Here is a 16,827-nt window from a genome sequence, read left to right as displayed (position 1 = left end):
CGGGATCGGCCTTTCAGGCCCAGTATGTTCCGTTTGCCCGCCCGGTTCGCCCGGTCGGATACTCGTGCGCAGGGCCACTCGGGCACGGGGCGCCACGCGGCACGGCGGAGGGAGCCGGTGATGGCAGCCAGGGGCTGGCAGTTCTGGGTGGACCGGGGCGGGACCTTCACCGACGTGGTCGCGCTCGACCCGGACGGCCGGCTGCTCACCCACAAGCTGCTCTCCCACGACCCGGCCCGCTACCAGGACCCGGCCGTGGCCGGTATCCGGGCCCTGCTGCCGCCCGGGGCGACCATCGCTTCCGTACGGATGGGCACCACGGTCGCCACCAATGCCCTGCTGGAACGCACCGGCGAGCCGACCGCGCTGGTCATCACACGTGGCTTCGCGGACGCCTTGCGGATCGGCTACCAGAACCGGCCGCAGATCTTCGCCCGCGAGATCGTGCTGCCCGAGCCGCTGTACACCCGGGTGATCGAGGTGGACGAGCGGATCACCGCCGACGGCGAGGTACTACGACCGCCCGACCTCGACCGGCTCGCCGAGGACCTGCGCGTCTGCCTGAACGACGGCATCCGCTCAGTCGCCGTGGTCTGCCTGCACAGCTACCTGCACCCCGCCCACGAGCGGGAGATCGGCCGGCTCGCCGAGCGGCTCGGCTTCGACCAGGTGTCCCTGTCCAGCGAGGTGAGCCCGCTGATGAAGCTGGTGCCGCGCGGAGACACCGCCGTGGTGGATGCCTATCTCCATCCCGGGCTGCGCCGCTACGTCCGGCAGGTGGCCGACCGACTCGCCGGTGTCCGGCTGCTGTTCATGCAGTCCAACGGCGGCCTCGCCGAGGCCGGGCACTTCCGCGGCAAGGACGCCATCCTGTCCGGCCCGGCCGGCGGCATCGTCGGCATGGTGCGGATGTCCGCGCTGGCCGGCCACGAGCAGGTGATCGGCTTCGACATGGGCGGCACCTCCACGGACGTCTCGCACTTCGCGGGCGCGTACGAGCGGGTGGTCACCACCCAGGTCGCCGGGGTACGGCTGCGGGCACCGATGCTGGCCATCCACACCGTCGCGGCGGGCGGCGGCTCGGTGCTGCGCTTCGACGGCGGACGCCTGCGCGTCGGTCCGGACTCGGCCGGCGCCGACCCCGGACCGGCCTGCTACCGTAGCGGCGGGCCGCTGACCATCACCGACGCCAACCTGCTGCTCGGCCGCATCCAGGCCGAGCACTTCCCGCAGGTCTTCGGCCCGAAGCGCGACCAACCGCTCGACTCCCGGCTGACGCGACGCCGATTCGTCGAACTCGCCGAACGGATCGGCGACCTGTCGGCCGAGGAGGCGGCCGAGGGCTTCCTGCGGATCGCGGTGGGCAACATCGCCAACGCGATCAAGCGCATCTCCGTCCAGCGAGGTCACGACGTCACCCGCTACGCCCTGACCACCTTCGGCGGCGCGGGCGGCCAGGTTGCCTGCCCCGTGGCCGAGGCACTGGGCATCCGCACCGTCCTCGTCCCGCCGATGGCCGGGGTGCTGTCCGCCCTCGGCATCGGTCTGGCCGACACCACCGTCCTGCGCGAGCAGGCGGTCGAACGGCCCCTGGCGGAGGAGGAGATGGAAGCGGTACTGGGGCTCGCCGACGAACTGGCGCGCGCCGCCACCGCCGAGCTGCGCGATCAGGACGTCCCGCAGGGACGGATCCGACTGGCCCGCCGGGTCCGGCTGGGCTACCAGGGCACCGACACCACGATCACCGTACCGTTGGGAGAACCGGCCGCCATGCGGGCCGAGTTCGAGGAGCGGCACCGCTCCACCTACTCCTTCCTGATGGACCGCCCACTGGTGATCGAGGCCCTCGCCGTCGAGGGCACCGGCCTCACCGAACAGCCCGAACTCGGCGCCCTCTCCCCCGCGGCCACTCCGGCCGAGCCCGTCACCGTCGGGATGTACACCGGCGGCGGGTGGCGGCAGGTCCCGCTACTGGGACGCGAGTCGCTGCGCGCGGACGACACCGTCACCGGACCCGCCGTGATCGCCGAGGCCAACGCCACCACCGTGGTGGACACCGGCTGGAGGGCCACCGTCACCACCGCCGGACACCTCCTGGTCGAGCAGGTCGGGGCCGCCGCCGAGGAGGCCGTCCCGACCGCCGCCGACCCGGTGCTGCTGGAGGTCTTCAACAACCTCTTCATGGCGATCGCCCAACAGATGGGCGCCCGGCTGGAATCCACCGCCCAGTCGGTCAACATCAAGGAGCGGCTCGACTTCTCCTGCGCGCTCTTCGACCCGGACGGCAACCTCGTCGCCAACGCCCCCCACATCCCCGTCCACCTCGGCTCGATGGGCACCACCGTCAAGGAGGTGCTGCGCCGTCTCGGCCCGAAGCTGCGCCCGGGCGACGCCTACGCCGTCAACGACCCGTACCACGGCGGCACCCACCTGCCCGACATCACCGTGGTCACCCCTGTCTTCGACCCGACCGGCAGCGAGATGCTGTTCTTCGTCGCCTCCCGCGGCCACCACGCCGAGATCGGCGGCATCACCCCCGGTTCGATGCCCGCCGGGAGCCGCGAGATCCACCAGGAGGGCGTGCTCTTCGACACCTGGCCGCTGGTGGTGGACGGGCGGCTGCGCGAGGAGGAGACCCTCCGGCTGCTCACCGGCGCGCCGTACCCGTCCCGCGACCCGAACACCAACCTCGCCGACCTGCGCGCCCAGATCGCCGCCAACCGCAAGGGCGTCGACGAGGTCAACGCGATGATCGGGCACTTCGGCCTCGACGTCGTCCAGGCCTACATGCGGCACGTCCAGGACAACGCCGAGCAGGCGGTGCGCCGCGCCGTGGACGGGCTGAGCGACGGCTCGTACCGCTACGAGACCGACTCCGGCGCCGTGATCGCCGTCTCCGTGCGCGTCGACCGCCGGGACCGCAGCGCCACCATCGACTTCACCGGCACCTCACCCCAACTCGACGGCAATCTCAACGCCCCCTCCGCCGTCGTCACCGCCGCCGTCCTGTACGTCTTCCGCACCCTCGTCGCCGACGACATCCCGCTCAACGACGGCTGCCTTCGCCCGCTGCGGATCGTCGTGCCACCCGGCTCGATGCTCGCCCCGGAGTATCCGGCCGCCGTCGCCGCCGGGAACGTCGAGACCTCGCAGGCCATCGTCGGCGCGCTCTACGCCGCGCTCGGCGTGCAGGCGGAGGGATCCGGCACGATGAACAACCTGAGCTTCGGCAACGCCGAGCACCAGTACTACGAGACCATCGCCTCCGGTTCCGGCGCCGGCCCGGGCTTCGACGGCGCGGACGCCGTCCAGACCCACATGACCAACTCCCGCCTCACCGACCCGGAGGTCCTGGAATGGCGGCTCCCGGTCCTGGTCGAGGAGTTCGCCGTCCGCCCGGACAGCGGCGGCAACGGGCGCCACCACGGCGGCAACGGCGTCCTGCGGCGGCTGCGCTTCCGCGAACCGATGACGGTCAGCCTGCTCACCAGCCATCGCCGCGTCCCACCGTACGGCCTCGCCGGCGGCCTCCCGGGCACCCTCGGCGCCAACCTCGTCCTGCGCACCGACGGCACCGTCGAGGAGTTGCCCGGCTGCGGCAGCGCCGAGGTCGCTGCCGGGGACGCGTTGGAGATCCGCACCCCCGGCGGAGGCGGCCACGGCGGCTCGGCGATGAGCAGCACGCAACCCCTGCCGGCGGAGACCTGGGCCTGGGCGGTGGAGCGCCCCGGGCCGGTCGGCGGGCCGGGGCCGGGCCCACTGGTCCGGGAGGAGCTCACGACGCGAGCGTTGGAGGAGCGGCTGGACGCCTCCGTGACGGCCCTGATGGACGCGCGGGGCCGGGCCGGGGCGGCCCCGACGTCCTCGTGCACAACCCGTCCGGGGCGGGCCGGGTAGATTCACTCCCCCACCACCGACCGAGGGAGCACCCGTGCCCGACCGGCCCAGCCTGCTGTACGTGACCGACCTGGCCTACCCGGCGCGCGGGCGGCGGTACGGCGACGAGGACGTCTTCCTCACCTCCCGGCTGCGGGAGTGGTTCGACCTGGCCCTGTGCCACCCGCTGGACACCCGGGCGCTGATGGGGCGCTTCGACGCGGTCGTGGTGCGCAACAGCGGTCCGGTGCTGCACTACCGGGAGGAGTACGCCCGGTTCCGCGACCGGGCCCTGGCCGACGGCGTACGGGTCTACAACCCGCTGACCGGGCGGGGCGACATGGCCGGGAAGGGGTACCTGCTGGACCTGACCGAGGCGGGCCACCCCGTCATCCCCACCGTCGACCGGCCGCAGGACCTCGGCCGGCTGCCCGCCGCCGACCGCTACGCGGTCAAGCCCAGGGAGGGCGCGGACAGCATAGGCCTGCGCTTCCTCACCCGCGACGAGTTGGACGGGCTCGACGCGTGGGGCGAGGTGCTGGTCCAGCCGCGGATCGACTTCCGCTACGAGGTCTCCTTCTACTTCGTGGACGACGCCTTCCAGTACGCCCTCCACGCGCCGGATCCGGACCGGCGCTGGGTGCTGGAGCCGTACGAGCCGAACGCGGCGGACCTCGCGTTCGCGCGGAGCTTCGTCGACTGGAACACGCTCGCCCACGGGATCCAGCGGGTGGACGCCTGCCGCGCGCCGGACGGGAGCCTGCTCCTGGTCGAGCTGGAGGACCTCAACCCGTACCTGTCCCTCGACCTGGTCGCCGCGGAGGTCCGGGACGGCTTCGTCGAGGCCCTGGCGGATTCACTGCACCGCTTCCTGGGCTGACCGGCCGGGACGGAACGACGGACCGCCGCCCCGGGAGGCGTCTCCCGGGGCGGCGGCGTACGCGCCGTCAGCAGATCCGCGGCAGCTGCTCGCCCATCGGCAGGTCGACCACCCGGGTGCCGCCGAAGCCGGTGCGGGCCACGACCATCCCCGGGTGCTCCTCGACGCACTCGCCGATCACCACCGCCTCCGCGCCGAGCGGGTGGGCGCGCATGGCGGCGAGCACGGCGTCCGCCGAGCCGCGCGGGACGAACGCGACGAGCCGGCCCTCGTTGGCGATGTACATCGGGTCCAGGCCCAGCACCGCGCAGGCGTTGGCCACCGGCTCCGGGACGGGGACGGCGGCCTCGCTGAGCACGACGCCCACCCCGGCGGCGGTCGCGATCTCGTTGAGCGCCGCCGCCAGGCCGCCCCGGGTGGGGTCGCGCAGCACGTGCAGGTCGGCGGTGGCCGCGAGCATCGCCTCGACCAGGCCGCCGAGCGCCGCGCTGTCGCTGCGCACGTCGACGCCGAACTCCAGTCCCTCCCGGACGCTCATGATCGCCACTCCGTGCAGCCCGATCGGCCCGCTGACGATCACCACGTCGCCGGGCCGGGCGCGCTGCGGGCGGATGTCGACCCCGGCCGGGACGATCCCGATGCCGGCGGTGTTCAGGTAGACGCCGTCCCCGTGCCCGGCCTCGACCACCTTGGTGTCCCCGGTGGCGATCTCGACCCCGGCGGTGCGGGCGGCGGCGCCGATCGCCCTGGCGACCCGGTCCACCACGGCCATCTCCACCCCCTCCTCCAGGATGAAGCCGCAGGACAGGTAGGCGGCCCGGGCCCCGCTCATGGCGAGGTCGTTGACCGTGCCGTTGACGGCGAGGTCGCCGATGCAGCCGCCGGGGAAGAACAGCGGCCGCACCACATAGGAGTCGGTGGAGAAGGCGAGCCGGGCACCGCCGAGCTCCAGCACGGCGGAGTCGCCGAGCCCGGCGAGCACCGGGCCGCCGAAGGCCGGCGCGAAGAGGTTCTGCACCAGTTCCGCGGACAGCGCCCCGCCGCCGCCGTGGCCCATCACCACCCGGGGGTGGTCGCGCAGCGGCAGCGGGCAGCTCCAGCCGGAGAAGTCGGGCCGCCCGGCGTCCGGTTCGACGGACAGTTCGGCGTCCGGTTCGACGGACAGTTCGGCGTCCGGTTCGGCGGGCGGTCCGGCAAGCGCTTCGGTGAGCAGTTCGGTGTCAGCCAACGCGGCTCGCCTCCTGGGTCTCCTGAAGGTCCTGGCGCCGAACGGACGTCGTACCCGGCACGCCGAGCCGCCGGTACAGGTAGTACGCCGCGCACGCCCCCTCGCTGGACACCATCGTGGCGCCGAGCGGCGTGCGCGGAGTGCAGACGGTGCCGAAGGCCTCGCACTGGTGGGGCTTCAGCAGGCCCTGCAGCACCTCGCCGCTGCGGCACTCGGCGGGTTCGCGGGTGGTGATCCCCGAGACGTCGAAGCGGTGTTCGGCGTCGTGGTCCCGGTACCGGGGCGAGAGCCGCCAGCCGCTGCGCGGGATCACCCCGATGCCCCGCCAGGCACGGTCGGCCACCTCGAAGACGTCCTCCAGCATGGCGCGGGCCGCCGGGTTGCCCTCGGGGCGGACGGCCCGCGGGTAGGCGTTGTCGACGGTGTGCTCCCCGCGCTCCAGCTGCCGTACGGTGCGCCGGATGCCTTCCAGGATGTCCAGGGGTTCGAAGCCGGTGACGACGATCGGCACCCGGTGGCGCTCCGCGAGCGCCGGGTACTCGGCGGTGCCCATCACGCTGCAGACGTGCCCGGCGGCGAGGAAGCCCTGGACCCGGCAGTCCGGCGAGTCCATGATCGCCTCGATCGCGGGGGGCACCCGGACGTGGGAGACCAGCATGCTGAAGTTGCGCAGCCCCTGCTTCCTGGCCAGGTGGACGGCCATGGCGTTGGGCGGGGCGGTGGTCTCGAAGCCGATGCCGAAGAAGACCACCTCCTTGTCCGGGTTCTCCCGGGCGATCCGCAGGGCGTCGAGCGGCGAGTACACCACCCGGACGTCGCCGCCCTCACTGCGGACCCGGAACAGGTCCCGGTCGGTGCCGGGCACCCGCAGCATGTCCCCGAAGGAGCAGAACACCACCCCCGGCCGGGCGGCGATCGCCAGTGCCCGGTCGATCATCTCCAACGGGGTGACGCACACCGGGCAGCCCGGCCCGTGGATCAATTCGACTTCGTCCGGCAGGAGTTGGTCGATGGCGTGCCGGATGATGCTGTGCGTCTGGCCGCCGCAGACCTCCATCAGCGCCCACGGCCGGGTGACCGTCGCCCTGATGTCGGCGAGCAGCCCGGCCGCCAGCTCGGGGTTGCGGAACTCCTCCAGGTACTTCACCGTCCGGCCTCCTCGGTCTCGTCCACCGCTCCGGCCGCACCGGCCGCCGCACCCGCCGCCGCCCCGGCGGCCTCCCACGGGTCGCCGAACTCCTCCTGCAACAGCCCGAGTTCCTCGAAGAGGGCGAGGGTGCGCCGGGCCGACTCCTCGTCCAGTCGCTGCAGCGCGAAGCCCACGTGGACAATCGCGTAGTCCCCCACCGCCAGGTCGGGCAGGTACTCCAGGCAGACGTCCTTGATCACGCCGCCGAAGTCCATCACCGCCATCCTGGTCCCGTCCCGCTCCCCGATCTCCTTCACCCTGCCGGGCACCGCCAGGCACATCCGCGCTCACTCCTCCCGGGTGGCCGCCGACCGGGCGGCCACCATCAGCTGGCCCAGCGCCAGCCCTCCGTCGTTGGGCGGCACCCGGCGGTGCCGCAGTACGGTGAAGCCGTCCTCCCCGAGCCCGCTCGCGCAGGCGGAGGAGAGCAGCGCGTTGGCGAAGACCCCGCCGCTGAGCGCCACGGTGGTGGTGCCGTGCCGTTCCCGGACGGCGGCGCAGATCCGCCGGACCAGCTCGGCCACGGCGCTGTGGAAGCGGGCGGCGACCAGCCCCGCGGGCGCGCCCGCGGTGACGTCGGCCACCACCGCGGCCAGCACCGGCCCGGGGTCGGCGATCCAGCCGTCCGCCCGCGCCGACAGGCCGAACGCGTAGCCGCCCGCCCGCTGCGCCGTCCCGCACACGGGACCGTCCTCGCGGCCGAACTCGCAGGCTGCCGCCTCCAGTTCGATTGCCGCCTGGGCCTCGTACCCGGCCCGCTGGCAGATCCCGGCGAGCGAGGAGACCGCGTCGAACAGCCGGCCCATGCTGGAGGTCGGCGCGCAGTTCAGTCCCCGCTCCAACTGGCGTTCCAGCAGCCGTAGTTCCTCACCCTCGCAGGCCCGGACCGGCGGCAGCTGCGGCAGCCGGGGCAGCCCGGCCGCGCGCAGGTGGGCAAGTGCCGTCCGGTAGGGGCGCTCGACGGCCGCGTCCCCGCCGGGCAGCGGCACGTACCGGAGGTGGGCGAGGCGGCGGAACCCGTCGTAGTCCGCCAGCAGCACCTCGCCGCCCCAGATCGCGCCGTCCTCGCCGTAGCCGGTGCCGTCGAAGGCCACCCCGAGCACCGGCCGGCCGCCGTCCAGGCCGTGTTCGGCCATCACCGCGGCGATGTGGGCGTGGTGGTGCTGGACCCGGTGCACCGGCCGGCCGGCGGCGGTCCGCTCGGCGTGCCGCAGCGAGCGGTAGCCGGGGTGGCGGTCGGCGGCCAGCAGTTCGGGCCGTACGCCGCTGACCGTGCCGAGCTGCTCGACCGCCCGCTCGAAGGCCCGCAGGGTGGCCAGGTCGTCCATGTCGCCGATGTGGCCGGACAGCCAGGCGTAGCCGTCCCGGGCCAGCGCGAAGGTGTTCTTGAGGTCGCCGCCGACGGCCAGGACGGGGCGGACGGGCACCGGCAGCGGGATCGGGAGCGGCGCGTACCCGCGCGAACGGCGCAGCGGCAGCTGTTCGCCGTCCACCACCCGCACCACGGAGTCCTCGCAGGGGACGTGGATCGGCCGGTCGTGGGTGAGCCAGCCGTCGACCAGCGGGGCGAGCCGCTCCAGCGCCTCCCGGTCCTCGGTGACGATCGGCTCGCCGGAGAGGTTGGCGCTGGTCATCACCAGCAGGTCCGGCCCGGGGGCGGCGAGCAGCAGGTGGTGCAGCGGCGTGTACGGGAGCATCACCCCGAGGTCGGGGCTGCCCGGGGCCACCGCCTCGGGCACCGGCAGGCCCGTGCGGCGGAGCAGGACGATCGGCCTCGCGGGCCCGGTGAGCAGTTCCCGCTCGACCGGGTCGACGGGCAGCAGGCGTTCGACGGTGGCGAGGTCGCGGGCCATCACGGCGAAGGGCTTGTCGCCGCGCCGCTTGCGCCGGCGCAGCAGGGCGACGGCCGCGGTGTCGCGTGCGTCGCAGGCGAGGTGGTAGCCGCCGATGCCCTTGACGGCGAGGACCGCGCCCTCGGCGAGCAGCCGCCGGGCCTCTGTGAGGGCCTGTTCCCGGGCGAGTTCGGGGCGTCCGGGCACGGTCAGCGCGAGTGCGGGCCCGCAGGCGTGGCAGGCGACGGGCTGGGCGTGGAAGCGGCGGTCGGCCGGGTCGGTGTACTCCCGGGCGCAGTCCGGGCACATCGGGAAGCCGGCCATGGTGGTGTTGGCCCGGTCGTACGGGAGGCCGGTGACGATGGTGTGCCGGGGGCCGCAGTTGGTGCAGCTGATGAAGGGGTGCCGGTGGCGGCGGTCGGCCGGGTCGGCGAGTTCGGCCAGGCAGTCGGCGCAGACGGCGGTGTCGGGCGGGATCAGGGTGGTGCGGGGGCCGTCGGGGCTGGACGGGACGATGCGGAAGCCGGTGGCGCCGGTGGTGGCGAGCGGCGCGTGTTCCACCGAGTGCACCTGGGCGAGCGGCGGCGCGTCGCCGGCCACGCGCCGGCAGAAGGCGTCCAGGGCGTCCGGGCTGCCCTCGACCTCGGCCAGGACGCCCTCGCCGGTGTTGGTGACGGTGCCGGCCAGGCCGAGTTCACCGGCCAGCGTGTGGACGAACGGGCGGAAGCCGACCCCCTGCACCAGGCCGCGGACGGCGACCCGCCGCCGCTCGCGGTCGAGCCCGGGGTGACCGGCCGTCACGCGCGCTCCCCCACGGCGGAGCGGCCGTGGTGGTGCCCGTGCCCGTGTCCCTGGTCGTGGTCGTGCCCCTGGTCGTGGTCGTGCCTGTCCCCGTGGTCGTGCCTGTCCCCGCGGTCGTGCCCGTCCCCGTGCTCATCCTCGTCGTCGTGCGCGTGCCCGTGGTCGTGCGGCGCCGCCGACATCACCGGCCGGTGCGGCTCGGCCCCCTCCAGCACGGCCAGCGCCCGGTCCAGCAGCGCCCCGACGCCCTCGCCCGTCCGGGCGGAGGTGTTCAGCACCGTCACCCCGGGGTTGACCCGCTGGACGTTGGCCAGGAACGCCGCCTCGTCGAACTCGGCCGCCGCGGCGAGGTCCGTCTTGGTCACCAGCACCAGGTTGGCCAGCCCGAAGGCCGTCGGGTACTTGAGCGGCTTGTCCTCACCCTCGGTCACCGAGGCCAGCACCACCCTCAGCGTCTCGCCGAGGTCGTAGGAGGCCGGGCAGACCAGGTTGCCGACGTTCTCCACGAACAGCAGCCGGCACTCGGCCGGCAGCCAGCCGTCCAGGTGCCCGGCGAGCATCCGCGCCTCCAGGTGGCAGAGCCCGTCGGTGAGCACCTGCTTCACCGGGGCACCCGAGCGGGCCAGCCGGCGGGCGTCGTTCTCGGTGGCGAGGTCGGCGGTCAGCGCGGCGACCTCCACCCTGCGCCGCCGGGCCAGCCCCAGCTCGGCCTCCAGCAGCGCGGTCTTTCCACTGCCGGGGCTGGACAGCAGGTTCACCGCGACCGTCCCGCGCGCCTCCAGCGCCTCCCGCAGCCGGCGGGCGCTGTCGTCGTTGCGGGCGAGGACCGCCTGACGGAGGTCGACCGTGCGGCACATCGGCATCAGCCTTTCTGTTCGGCCCGGACGTCCCGGACCTCGGCCCGGACGTCCCGGACCTCGGCCCGGACGTCCCGGGTTTCAGCCCGGACGTCCCGGGTTTCAGCCCGGACGTCCCGGGTTTCGGCCCATTGGACGTCGAGGATCTGCAGCTCACGGCCGGACAGCAGCTCGACGCCGCCACCGCCGGAGCAGCTCGGGCAGCCGAGGTCCGGCGGCATGCCGACCGCCCACTCGACCGCGCAGGGGGTGCAGCGGGCCCGGGCCGCGACGGATTCGGTGTCCAGCACGGCGCCCGCCACCAGCGTTCCGGTGCAGGCGAGTTCGAAGCAGAAGTCCAGGGCCTCGGGCACCACGCCGGCCAGCTCCCCGACCCGCAGGCGCACCCGCGCCACCCCGGGTGCCCCGTGTTCGCGCGCAGCCGTGTCCACCTGCTCGACGACGGCTTCGGCGATCGACATCTCGTGCATGGGTCCCTTCCCGGAGCGGGCGGCAACGCGCCCCATTACAGGGCGCGGTGGCGGCGTCGGCCCGCAGCCGCGCCGCCACCGCACGCGGGGCTGCGCCGTTCGCAGCAATCCGCGCCCTGCCTCGGGTCGCATCCGGTCACATCGGCTCACATCCGGGAGATGTGCAGGTACCGCTTGATGTCCGGCAGGCTCAGCCAGACCAGTGCGCCGATGCCCGCCAGCAGGGCGACGCAGAACAGTTTCCTCAGCATGGTGTTCTCTCCTTCTCCGGCTGCGCGGCCTCGTCCACGACCCGCAGGACCAATCGGACCGCCTCCTCCACGGCGGCGGCGACGGGCTCGCTCAGCCCGATGCCCTCCTCCAGCGAGGCCGGCTCGCAGCCGACCACCAGCACCCGTTCCGGCGGCTCGCCACCGGTGCCGGCGGCGAGCGTGGCCAGCAGTGCCAGTACGGCGTCCGGCCCCATCCGGTGCCCGTCCAGGACGGGCACCTCCAGCGGCTCTCCGGTGTCCGCCTCGATCAGGTAGACGGTGCCGGGCGCCCCGCCCCGGCAGGTGGCGTCCACCAGGACGGCGGTGCGGTAGCCGTCGAGCAGTCGGTAGGCGAGGTCCACGCCGCGCACGCCGACGTCGGCCAGCTCGACGCCGGCCGGCAGCGGGTGGGCGGACAGCCGCCGGACGGTCTCGACGCCGAAGCCGTCGTCGCCGAGGAAGATGTTGCCCACCCCGGCGACCAGCACCGTCGGGCCCGTCGTCACGATCCCTCCAGCGGTGTGACCTCGTCGGGCTGGAAGTAGCGGAACCGTCCCTGGGCCCGCCACAGGTCGGCGCCCGGGTCGTCCTCCACGGTGACGGCCAGGTGCACCGAGCCGTCGAGGTCGTGCAGCACGGCCTCCACGACGCCGGTCCGCCCGTCCAGGAAGAGGTCCTGGGCGTCGGTGCGCCGCCGGCCGGGCCGCAGCAGGACCCGGCTGCCGGCGCCGACCTCGTGGCCGTCGACCAGCACCCGGTCCCGCTCGGGGTCGACCGCCGGGTCATTGCCCGGGTCCCACCAGGGCTGTTCGCCGCCGTCGACGGCGCCGCCGCCGGTGACCTCGCGCAGCCCGCGGATCGCCCCGTGCAGCCGCTCCAGCACCTCGGGGGGCATGGACTCGGCCAGGTCGATCACCGCGCCGGCCCGCTCGTCGGTGCCGCGGGCCTCCCGCTTCTCCTCCTCGGTCAGGGCGGCCGTCCGCAGCGCCAGGATCTCGTCGATCTCGGTGGCGTCGTACAGCGTGCCGAGGCTCTCCGGGGCGATCCGCGGGTGGTCCTCCAGGATGATCGGCGAGGACAGCACCACCGAGCGGTCGCCGTCCGGCCCCGCCAGCACCGGCCAGGTGCGCTCGTTGCGGCACCGCTCGACGGCCGGGCGGGCCCACTCGGGCGGGTCGGTGACGGACAGGAAGCGTCCGTGCTCCAGCCCGAGCAGCAGGTGGGCGGAGACCAGCGAGTGCGGCAGGGCCTGGTCGCGGGTGGCCCCCTGCGGCGGCCTCCAGGGGGAGGTGTTCTCCACCTCCACGGTCAGCCGCTGCGCCCGGTAGGGGCCGGGCAGTTCCTCGGCCCGCAGCCAGACCAGGCCGTCGACCTGTTCGCGCCGTCGCACCACCCGGCCGACGACGGCGCCGTCCTCGTGCACCAGAGCGGTTTCGCCGACGCCCGGCAGCCGGAACGGCCGCTGCACCCCTTCGCCGTCCACCTCCTCGACCGGGACCAGGAGTTCGATCCTTTCCTCGGCGCCCTCGTCCCACTCGACGAGGTCCCGGTCGGCCAGCTCCAGGCGCTCCACCGACTCGAAGCCGGCGGCGGTGGCCCGTTCGACGGTGCGCCGCTGGACCCGCAGGAAGCGCAGTTCGACCGCCAGCAGGTCCCCGCCGCGCGCCTCCATCAGGCACTCGGTGCGCTGGTGGGAGTGCTCGCCGCCGACCGCGGTGTACTCGGGCGGCACCAGGACGCCGAACTGCCAGCGCAGCCGGTTCTTGGCCGCCGAGGCGCGGTACGGGTAGAGCACGTAGCCCTCCAGCAGCACCGCGTCGGCGACCTGCCGGGCGGCCGCGAAGCCGCGCTCGATCCGCTCCGGGAAGTCGCTCACCGGACCGTCCCCCCGATCGCGGCCGCCGCGAGCAGCTCGCGCACCGTCGCCTCCCAGGAGGGCAGGGCCCGCCGGGAGCGGTAGGCCAGCAGCTCGTCCATGACGTCCTCCGGCAGCCGCAGCCAGCCGCTGCCGGGGAAGTGCCGGTCGATCGCCTCCCGCCAGACCCGCACCGGCATCCGCACCCGGGCCTCCCGGTCCCAGGGCACCGGGCTGACCTGGAAGCCGCCGGGGCCGGAGAAGGCGGTGCCGGAGAAGAGCAGCAGCAGCGGCACCTCGCCGCCGTCCAGCGCCCGGAAGTAGCGGGCCGAGGCGACCTCCTGGTCGTAGGTGCAGGGCACCGAGAGGTCGATCTCCGTGCCGCCGGTGAAGCCGGGCACCAGCAGCGGCACGGTGGCGAACTGGACCGGGTTGAGCGTGGTGGCCCAGCGCTGCCGCTCGCCGAACAGGTCGGTCAGCCGCCCGCCCTCGGCGTCGCCGTACGGCCGGCGGCCCGGTTCGATCCGCAGCTGGCACTGGAGGGCGAGGGCGTGCACCCGGGTGTCGGCCGGGGCCGTGATGCGCAGCCGGAACACCAGGGTCGGCCCGGCCGTGTACGGGTCGGACCGCACGCCGGTACAGGCGAAGGCGAGGGCCGTCACGCCGTCACCTCCGCGGGCAGCGGGCGGGCCCGGTCGGCCAGCCGCGCGAAGAACGCGTCGAGTTCGGCCCGTGCCTCGGCGCCGCCGTCGAAGCCGTGCCAGCACCGCCGCAACCGGCCGACCAGCTCGTAGCAGACGTCGATCGGCACCAGGAAGCACGTCACGCGTTCCTCGGTGCGGCGCAGCAGCAGCGCCTCCACGTCCGGTTCCAGGGCGTCGGCCAGCCGGCTGCCACCGAGGGCGCGCTGCCAGGTCGCCTCGTCCAGCTCGCTCTCGGTGGCGCCGGCCGGGCCGGGGTAGAAGGCGAGCAGCTGGTCCATCACCGTGTTGCGGAACAGGAAGGCGGTGCCGACCGGGATGCCCAGCACCGACCAGGCCTGCTGGTCCAACTCGCGTGCCGGGTCGGCGAGGTAGCGGTCCGGCACGGTGCGGTAGCGGCCGCCGGCCGCGCCCGGCTGCTGGAACAGCAGGCTGCAGGCGGTGCAGGCGCAGGCCAGGGCGCGCTCCTCGACGTCCACCAGGTGGCGGTGGCCGGCGGGCAGGTCCCGGCCGCAGAACGCGCACTGCTCGGGGCGCGGCGGGGCCGGTTCGCGCAGCCGGTGCAGCAGGGCGGTCCCGTCGCGGGAGATCCGGCGGGTGTTCATCGGGCCTCCGCGGGCTGCGGCGGGCGGGTGCCGATCTGGAGCAGTTGCGGGGCGCGTTCCAGTTCCACGGCGGTCACCTCGGGCGCGTGGCAGGCGAGCACGGCCTCCACCTCCTGTTCGCCGCAGCCGCAGCCGGTGGCCGTGCGGCGCAGCCGCAGGACGCCGGTGGCCGGGTCGAAGCCGGCCACCTCGACCCGCTCGGACAGGGCGGCCAGCGCCCGGTCGATCCGGGCGGGGAGGTCCTCGGGGTGCAGGTCGTGCAGGAGCAGCAGCCCGGCGACGGCCGGGTCGTCCAGCATCCGCTCCAGTGCGGGCGGGGGCAGCGCCGGGACCATCCTGGCCAGGCCCTGGCCGTAGAACTCCATGAGTTCCCGGACCAGTTGCTCGCCCGCCTGCTCGGCTCCGCTGCCGGCCAGGGCGTCCAGGGCCTCGTGGATCCGCTGCCCGGTCCGCTCGGCCGTCATGCGGTGAGCCCGCTCAGGCCGGTGGGGACGTGCATGGTCTGCACGGTGCGCCCGCCGCCGACGTACATGTGCACGCCGCAGGGCAGACAGGGGTCGAAGCTGCGTACCGCGCGCATGATGTCGATGCCCTTGAAGGTGTCCGGGGGGTTCTCCTCGAAGATCGGGGTGTTCTGCACCGCGTCCTCGTACGGGCCGGGCGTGCCGTAGCTGTCCCGGACGCTGGCGTTCCACGGGGTGGGCGGGTACGGGTGGTAGTTGGCGATCTTGCCGTCGCGGATCACCATGTGGTGCGAGAGCACGCCGCGCACGGCCTCGGTGAAGCCGCAGCCGATCGACTCGTCCGGCACCTCGAAGCGCTCCCAGGTCTGGCTGCGCCCGGCGCGGACCTCGTCGAGCGCCTTCTCGGCGAAGTGCAGGGCGGCGGCGGCCGCGTACGCCTGGAAGTAGGTGCGGGCGCGGTTGCGCTCGATGGCGTTGCTCCACTGCGGGATCTTCCACTCGAAGGTGACCTCGGGCTTGGTCATCGAGCGGGGCAGGTTGATCTGCACGCTGTGGCCGGTGGCCTTGATGTAGCCGATGTCGACCAGCCCGGACAGGGCGGTGGACCACAGGCGTGCGATCGGGCCGCCGCCGGTGTCGAGGGCGAGGTGGTCCTTGCCGTCGAACCAGCGCGGGGACATCACCCAGCTGTACTTGTCGTCGAAGTTCCGCTTCTGCGGGGCGGGGATGGTGTGCTGGTTCCACGGGTGGCGGGGGTCGACGGGGTTGCCCAGCGGGTCGTGGGTGACGAACAGGTCCTTGCCCTGCCAGTCCTCGTAGTAGGAGCTGCCGAGCAGGATGCGGATGCCCAGGTTGATCTGCGTCAGGTCGTTGGTGACGAGCTTGCCGTCCACCACGACGCCGGGGGTGACGAACATCCGCCGGCCCCAGTCCGTCATGTTGCGGTAGGTGAAGTCGCAGTGGTCCGGGTCGTTGAGGCTGCCCCAGCAGCCGAGCAGGACCCGGCGCCGGCCGACCTCCTCGTAGCCGGGCAGGGCCTGGTAGAAGAAGTCGAAGAGGTCGTCGTGCAGCGGCACGACCTTCTTCATGAACTCGACGTAGCGCATCAGCCGGGTCAGGTAGTCGGTGAACAGCTGCACCGTGGCGACGGTGCCGACGCCGCCCGGGTAGAGCGTGGAGGGGTGCACGTGGCGGCCCTCCATCAGGCAGAACATCTCCCGGGTGTAGCGGCTGACCTGGAGCGCCTCGCGGTAGAAGTCGCCCTCGATGGGGTTGAGCGAGCGCATGATGTCGGCGATCGTCCGGTAGCCGTGGTCGCCGGCGTGCGGGGCCTCGGTGCGCTCGGCCTGCTCCAGGACGCCGGGGTTGGTCTCGCGGACCATCTTCTCGCAGTAGTCGACCCCGACCAGGTTCTCCTGGAAGATGTTGTGGTCGAACATGTACTCGGCGGCCTCACCGAGGTTGATGATCCACTCGCCCAGGTGCGGGGGCTTCACCCCGTACGCCATGTTCTGCGTGTAGACGGAGCAGGTGGCGTGGTTGTCGCCGCAGATCCCGCAGATCCGGCTGGTGATGAAGTGGGCGTCGCGCGGGTCCTTGCCGCGCATGAAGACGCTGTAGCCGCGGAAGACCGAGGAGGTGCTGTAGCACTCCGCGACCCGCTTCTGCTTGAAGTCGATCTTCGTGTGGATGCCCAGGCTGCCCACGATGCGGGTGATCGGGTCCCAGGACATCTCGGTCAGGCCGCTGCCGTCGCCGGCCGCCCTGGTGGTCGGTGTTGCCATCGTTGCTGTCGTGTCCTTGTCTCTGGGAGCGGGC

15 protein-coding genes are annotated in these 16,827 nt (G+C 73.7%); 2 read left to right on the top strand and 13 right to left on the bottom strand.

Going from position 1 to position 16,827, the window contains the following annotated elements; translation table 11 throughout:
- The first annotated feature begins 120 nt into the window (after positions 1 to 120).
- Together ACFVUY_RS11045 and ACFVUY_RS11040 are read left to right on the top strand one after the other, a co-directional pair.
- Complete coding sequence (locus tag ACFVUY_RS11045; RefSeq protein WP_387729127.1) at positions 121 to 3,897, top strand: hydantoinase B/oxoprolinase family protein; 3,777 nt, start codon at positions 121 to 123, stop codon at positions 3,895 to 3,897.
- Positions 3,898 to 3,931: 34 nt separating this feature from the next.
- Positions 3,932 to 4,756 (top strand): hypothetical protein, encoded by an 825-nt coding sequence (locus ACFVUY_RS11040; RefSeq protein WP_387729124.1) that lies wholly within the window; start codon positions 3,932 to 3,934, stop codon positions 4,754 to 4,756.
- A 67-nt stretch (positions 4,757 to 4,823) separates the two neighbouring features.
- Here ACFVUY_RS11040 and hypE read toward each other — a convergent pair whose 3' ends face one another.
- The 13 genes from hypE to ACFVUY_RS10975 all read right to left on the bottom strand — a co-directional run bounded on the left by hypE (position 4,824) and on the right by ACFVUY_RS10975 (position 16,793).
- Positions 4,824 to 5,897 (bottom strand): hydrogenase expression/formation protein HypE, encoded by a 1,074-nt coding sequence (gene hypE / locus ACFVUY_RS11035; protein ID WP_387729382.1) that lies wholly within the window; start codon positions 5,895 to 5,897, stop codon positions 4,824 to 4,826.
- A 79-nt stretch (positions 5,898 to 5,976) separates the two neighbouring features.
- Positions 5,977 to 7,131, bottom strand: coding sequence for a hydrogenase formation protein HypD (gene hypD / locus ACFVUY_RS11030; RefSeq protein ID WP_387729121.1), 1,155 nt, complete (start codon positions 7,129 to 7,131; stop codon positions 5,977 to 5,979).
- Positions 7,128 to 7,454 carry a HypC/HybG/HupF family hydrogenase formation chaperone gene (locus tag ACFVUY_RS11025; protein ID WP_387684305.1) on the bottom strand — a complete coding sequence of 109 codons (327 nt, stop codon included), beginning with the start codon at positions 7,452 to 7,454 and terminating at the stop codon, positions 7,128 to 7,130. The genes hypD and ACFVUY_RS11025 overlap by 4 nt, the downstream gene beginning before the upstream one ends.
- Positions 7,455 to 7,460: 6 nt before the next feature.
- A complete protein-coding gene (gene hypF, locus ACFVUY_RS11020) occupies positions 7,461 to 9,806 on the bottom strand; it encodes a carbamoyltransferase HypF (protein ID WP_387729119.1) in 2,346 nt (781 codons plus the stop codon).
- Positions 9,803 to 10,663, bottom strand: a complete 861-nt coding sequence (gene hypB / locus ACFVUY_RS11015; RefSeq protein WP_387729117.1) for a hydrogenase nickel incorporation protein HypB — start codon at positions 10,661 to 10,663, stop codon at positions 9,803 to 9,805. Before hypB ends, hypF begins: the two co-directional genes overlap by 4 nt.
- A 5-nt stretch (positions 10,664 to 10,668) precedes the next feature.
- The gene (locus tag ACFVUY_RS11010) at positions 10,669 to 11,133 is read right to left on the bottom strand and encodes a hydrogenase maturation nickel metallochaperone HypA (RefSeq protein ID WP_387729114.1); all 465 of its coding nucleotides are present in this window, start codon (positions 11,131 to 11,133) and stop codon (positions 10,669 to 10,671) included.
- A gap of 146 nt (positions 11,134 to 11,279) precedes the next feature.
- Positions 11,280 to 11,384, bottom strand: coding sequence for a DUF6893 family small protein (locus tag ACFVUY_RS11005; protein ID WP_387684311.1), 105 nt, complete (start codon positions 11,382 to 11,384; stop codon positions 11,280 to 11,282).
- Positions 11,378 to 11,890 (bottom strand): hydrogenase maturation protease, encoded by a 513-nt coding sequence (locus tag ACFVUY_RS11000; RefSeq protein ID WP_387684313.1) that lies wholly within the window; start codon positions 11,888 to 11,890, stop codon positions 11,378 to 11,380. Before ACFVUY_RS11000 ends, ACFVUY_RS11005 begins: the two co-directional genes overlap by 7 nt.
- Positions 11,887 to 13,260 carry a hypothetical protein gene (locus ACFVUY_RS10995; protein WP_387684315.1) on the bottom strand — a complete coding sequence of 458 codons (1,374 nt, stop codon included), beginning with the start codon at positions 13,258 to 13,260 and terminating at the stop codon, positions 11,887 to 11,889. The genes ACFVUY_RS11000 and ACFVUY_RS10995 overlap by 4 nt, the downstream gene beginning before the upstream one ends.
- Entirely contained in the window at positions 13,257 to 13,901 is a 645-nt protein-coding gene (locus tag ACFVUY_RS10990; protein ID WP_387684317.1) for a DUF6084 family protein, read from the bottom strand. The genes ACFVUY_RS10995 and ACFVUY_RS10990 overlap by 4 nt, the downstream gene beginning before the upstream one ends.
- Positions 13,898 to 14,545, bottom strand: a complete 648-nt coding sequence (locus tag ACFVUY_RS10985; protein WP_380542586.1) for a DUF5947 family protein — start codon at positions 14,543 to 14,545, stop codon at positions 13,898 to 13,900. Before ACFVUY_RS10985 ends, ACFVUY_RS10990 begins: the two co-directional genes overlap by 4 nt.
- On the bottom strand, positions 14,542 to 15,009 hold the full coding sequence (locus ACFVUY_RS10980; RefSeq protein ID WP_387684319.1) for a thioredoxin: 468 nt from the start codon (positions 15,007 to 15,009) through the stop codon (positions 14,542 to 14,544). Before ACFVUY_RS10980 ends, ACFVUY_RS10985 begins: the two co-directional genes overlap by 4 nt.
- Complete coding sequence (locus tag ACFVUY_RS10975) at positions 15,006 to 16,793, bottom strand: nickel-dependent hydrogenase large subunit (protein WP_387684321.1); 1,788 nt, start codon at positions 16,791 to 16,793, stop codon at positions 15,006 to 15,008. Before ACFVUY_RS10975 ends, ACFVUY_RS10980 begins: the two co-directional genes overlap by 4 nt.
- Positions 16,794 to 16,827: the final 34 nt, after the last annotated feature.

The sequence above is a fragment of the Kitasatospora sp. NPDC058063 genome (assembly GCF_042885395.1).
GTDB lineage: Bacteria > Actinomycetota > Actinomycetes > Streptomycetales > Streptomycetaceae > Kitasatospora > Kitasatospora lactacystinica.
Note: the sequence above shows the minus strand (reverse complement) of the source record. Positions and strands in the feature narration are given on the sequence as shown.

Bases quoted from the DNA above. Each gene is read 5' to 3' on its own strand.
- ACFVUY_RS10985 (WP_380542586.1), bottom strand. From the start codon at position 14,545: ATGAACACCCGCCGGATCTCCCGCGACGGGACCGCCCTGCTGCACCGG.
- ACFVUY_RS10980 (WP_387684319.1), bottom strand. From the start codon at position 15,009: ATGACGGCCGAGCGGACCGGGCAGCGGATCCACGAGGCCCTGGACGCC.
- ACFVUY_RS11025 (WP_387684305.1), bottom strand. From the start codon at position 7,454: ATGTGCCTGGCGGTGCCCGGCAGGGTGAAGGAGATCGGGGAGCGGGAC.
- ACFVUY_RS11045 (WP_387729127.1), top strand. From the start codon at position 121: ATGGCAGCCAGGGGCTGGCAGTTCTGGGTGGACCGGGGCGGGACCTTC.
- hypB (WP_387729117.1), bottom strand. From the start codon at position 10,663: ATGTGCCGCACGGTCGACCTCCGTCAGGCGGTCCTCGCCCGCAACGAC.
- ACFVUY_RS11010 (WP_387729114.1), bottom strand. From the start codon at position 11,133: ATGCACGAGATGTCGATCGCCGAAGCCGTCGTCGAGCAGGTGGACACG.
- ACFVUY_RS11005 (WP_387684311.1), bottom strand. From the start codon at position 11,384: ATGCTGAGGAAACTGTTCTGCGTCGCCCTGCTGGCGGGCATCGGCGCA.
- ACFVUY_RS10975 (WP_387684321.1), bottom strand. From the start codon at position 16,793: ATGGCAACACCGACCACCAGGGCGGCCGGCGACGGCAGCGGCCTGACC.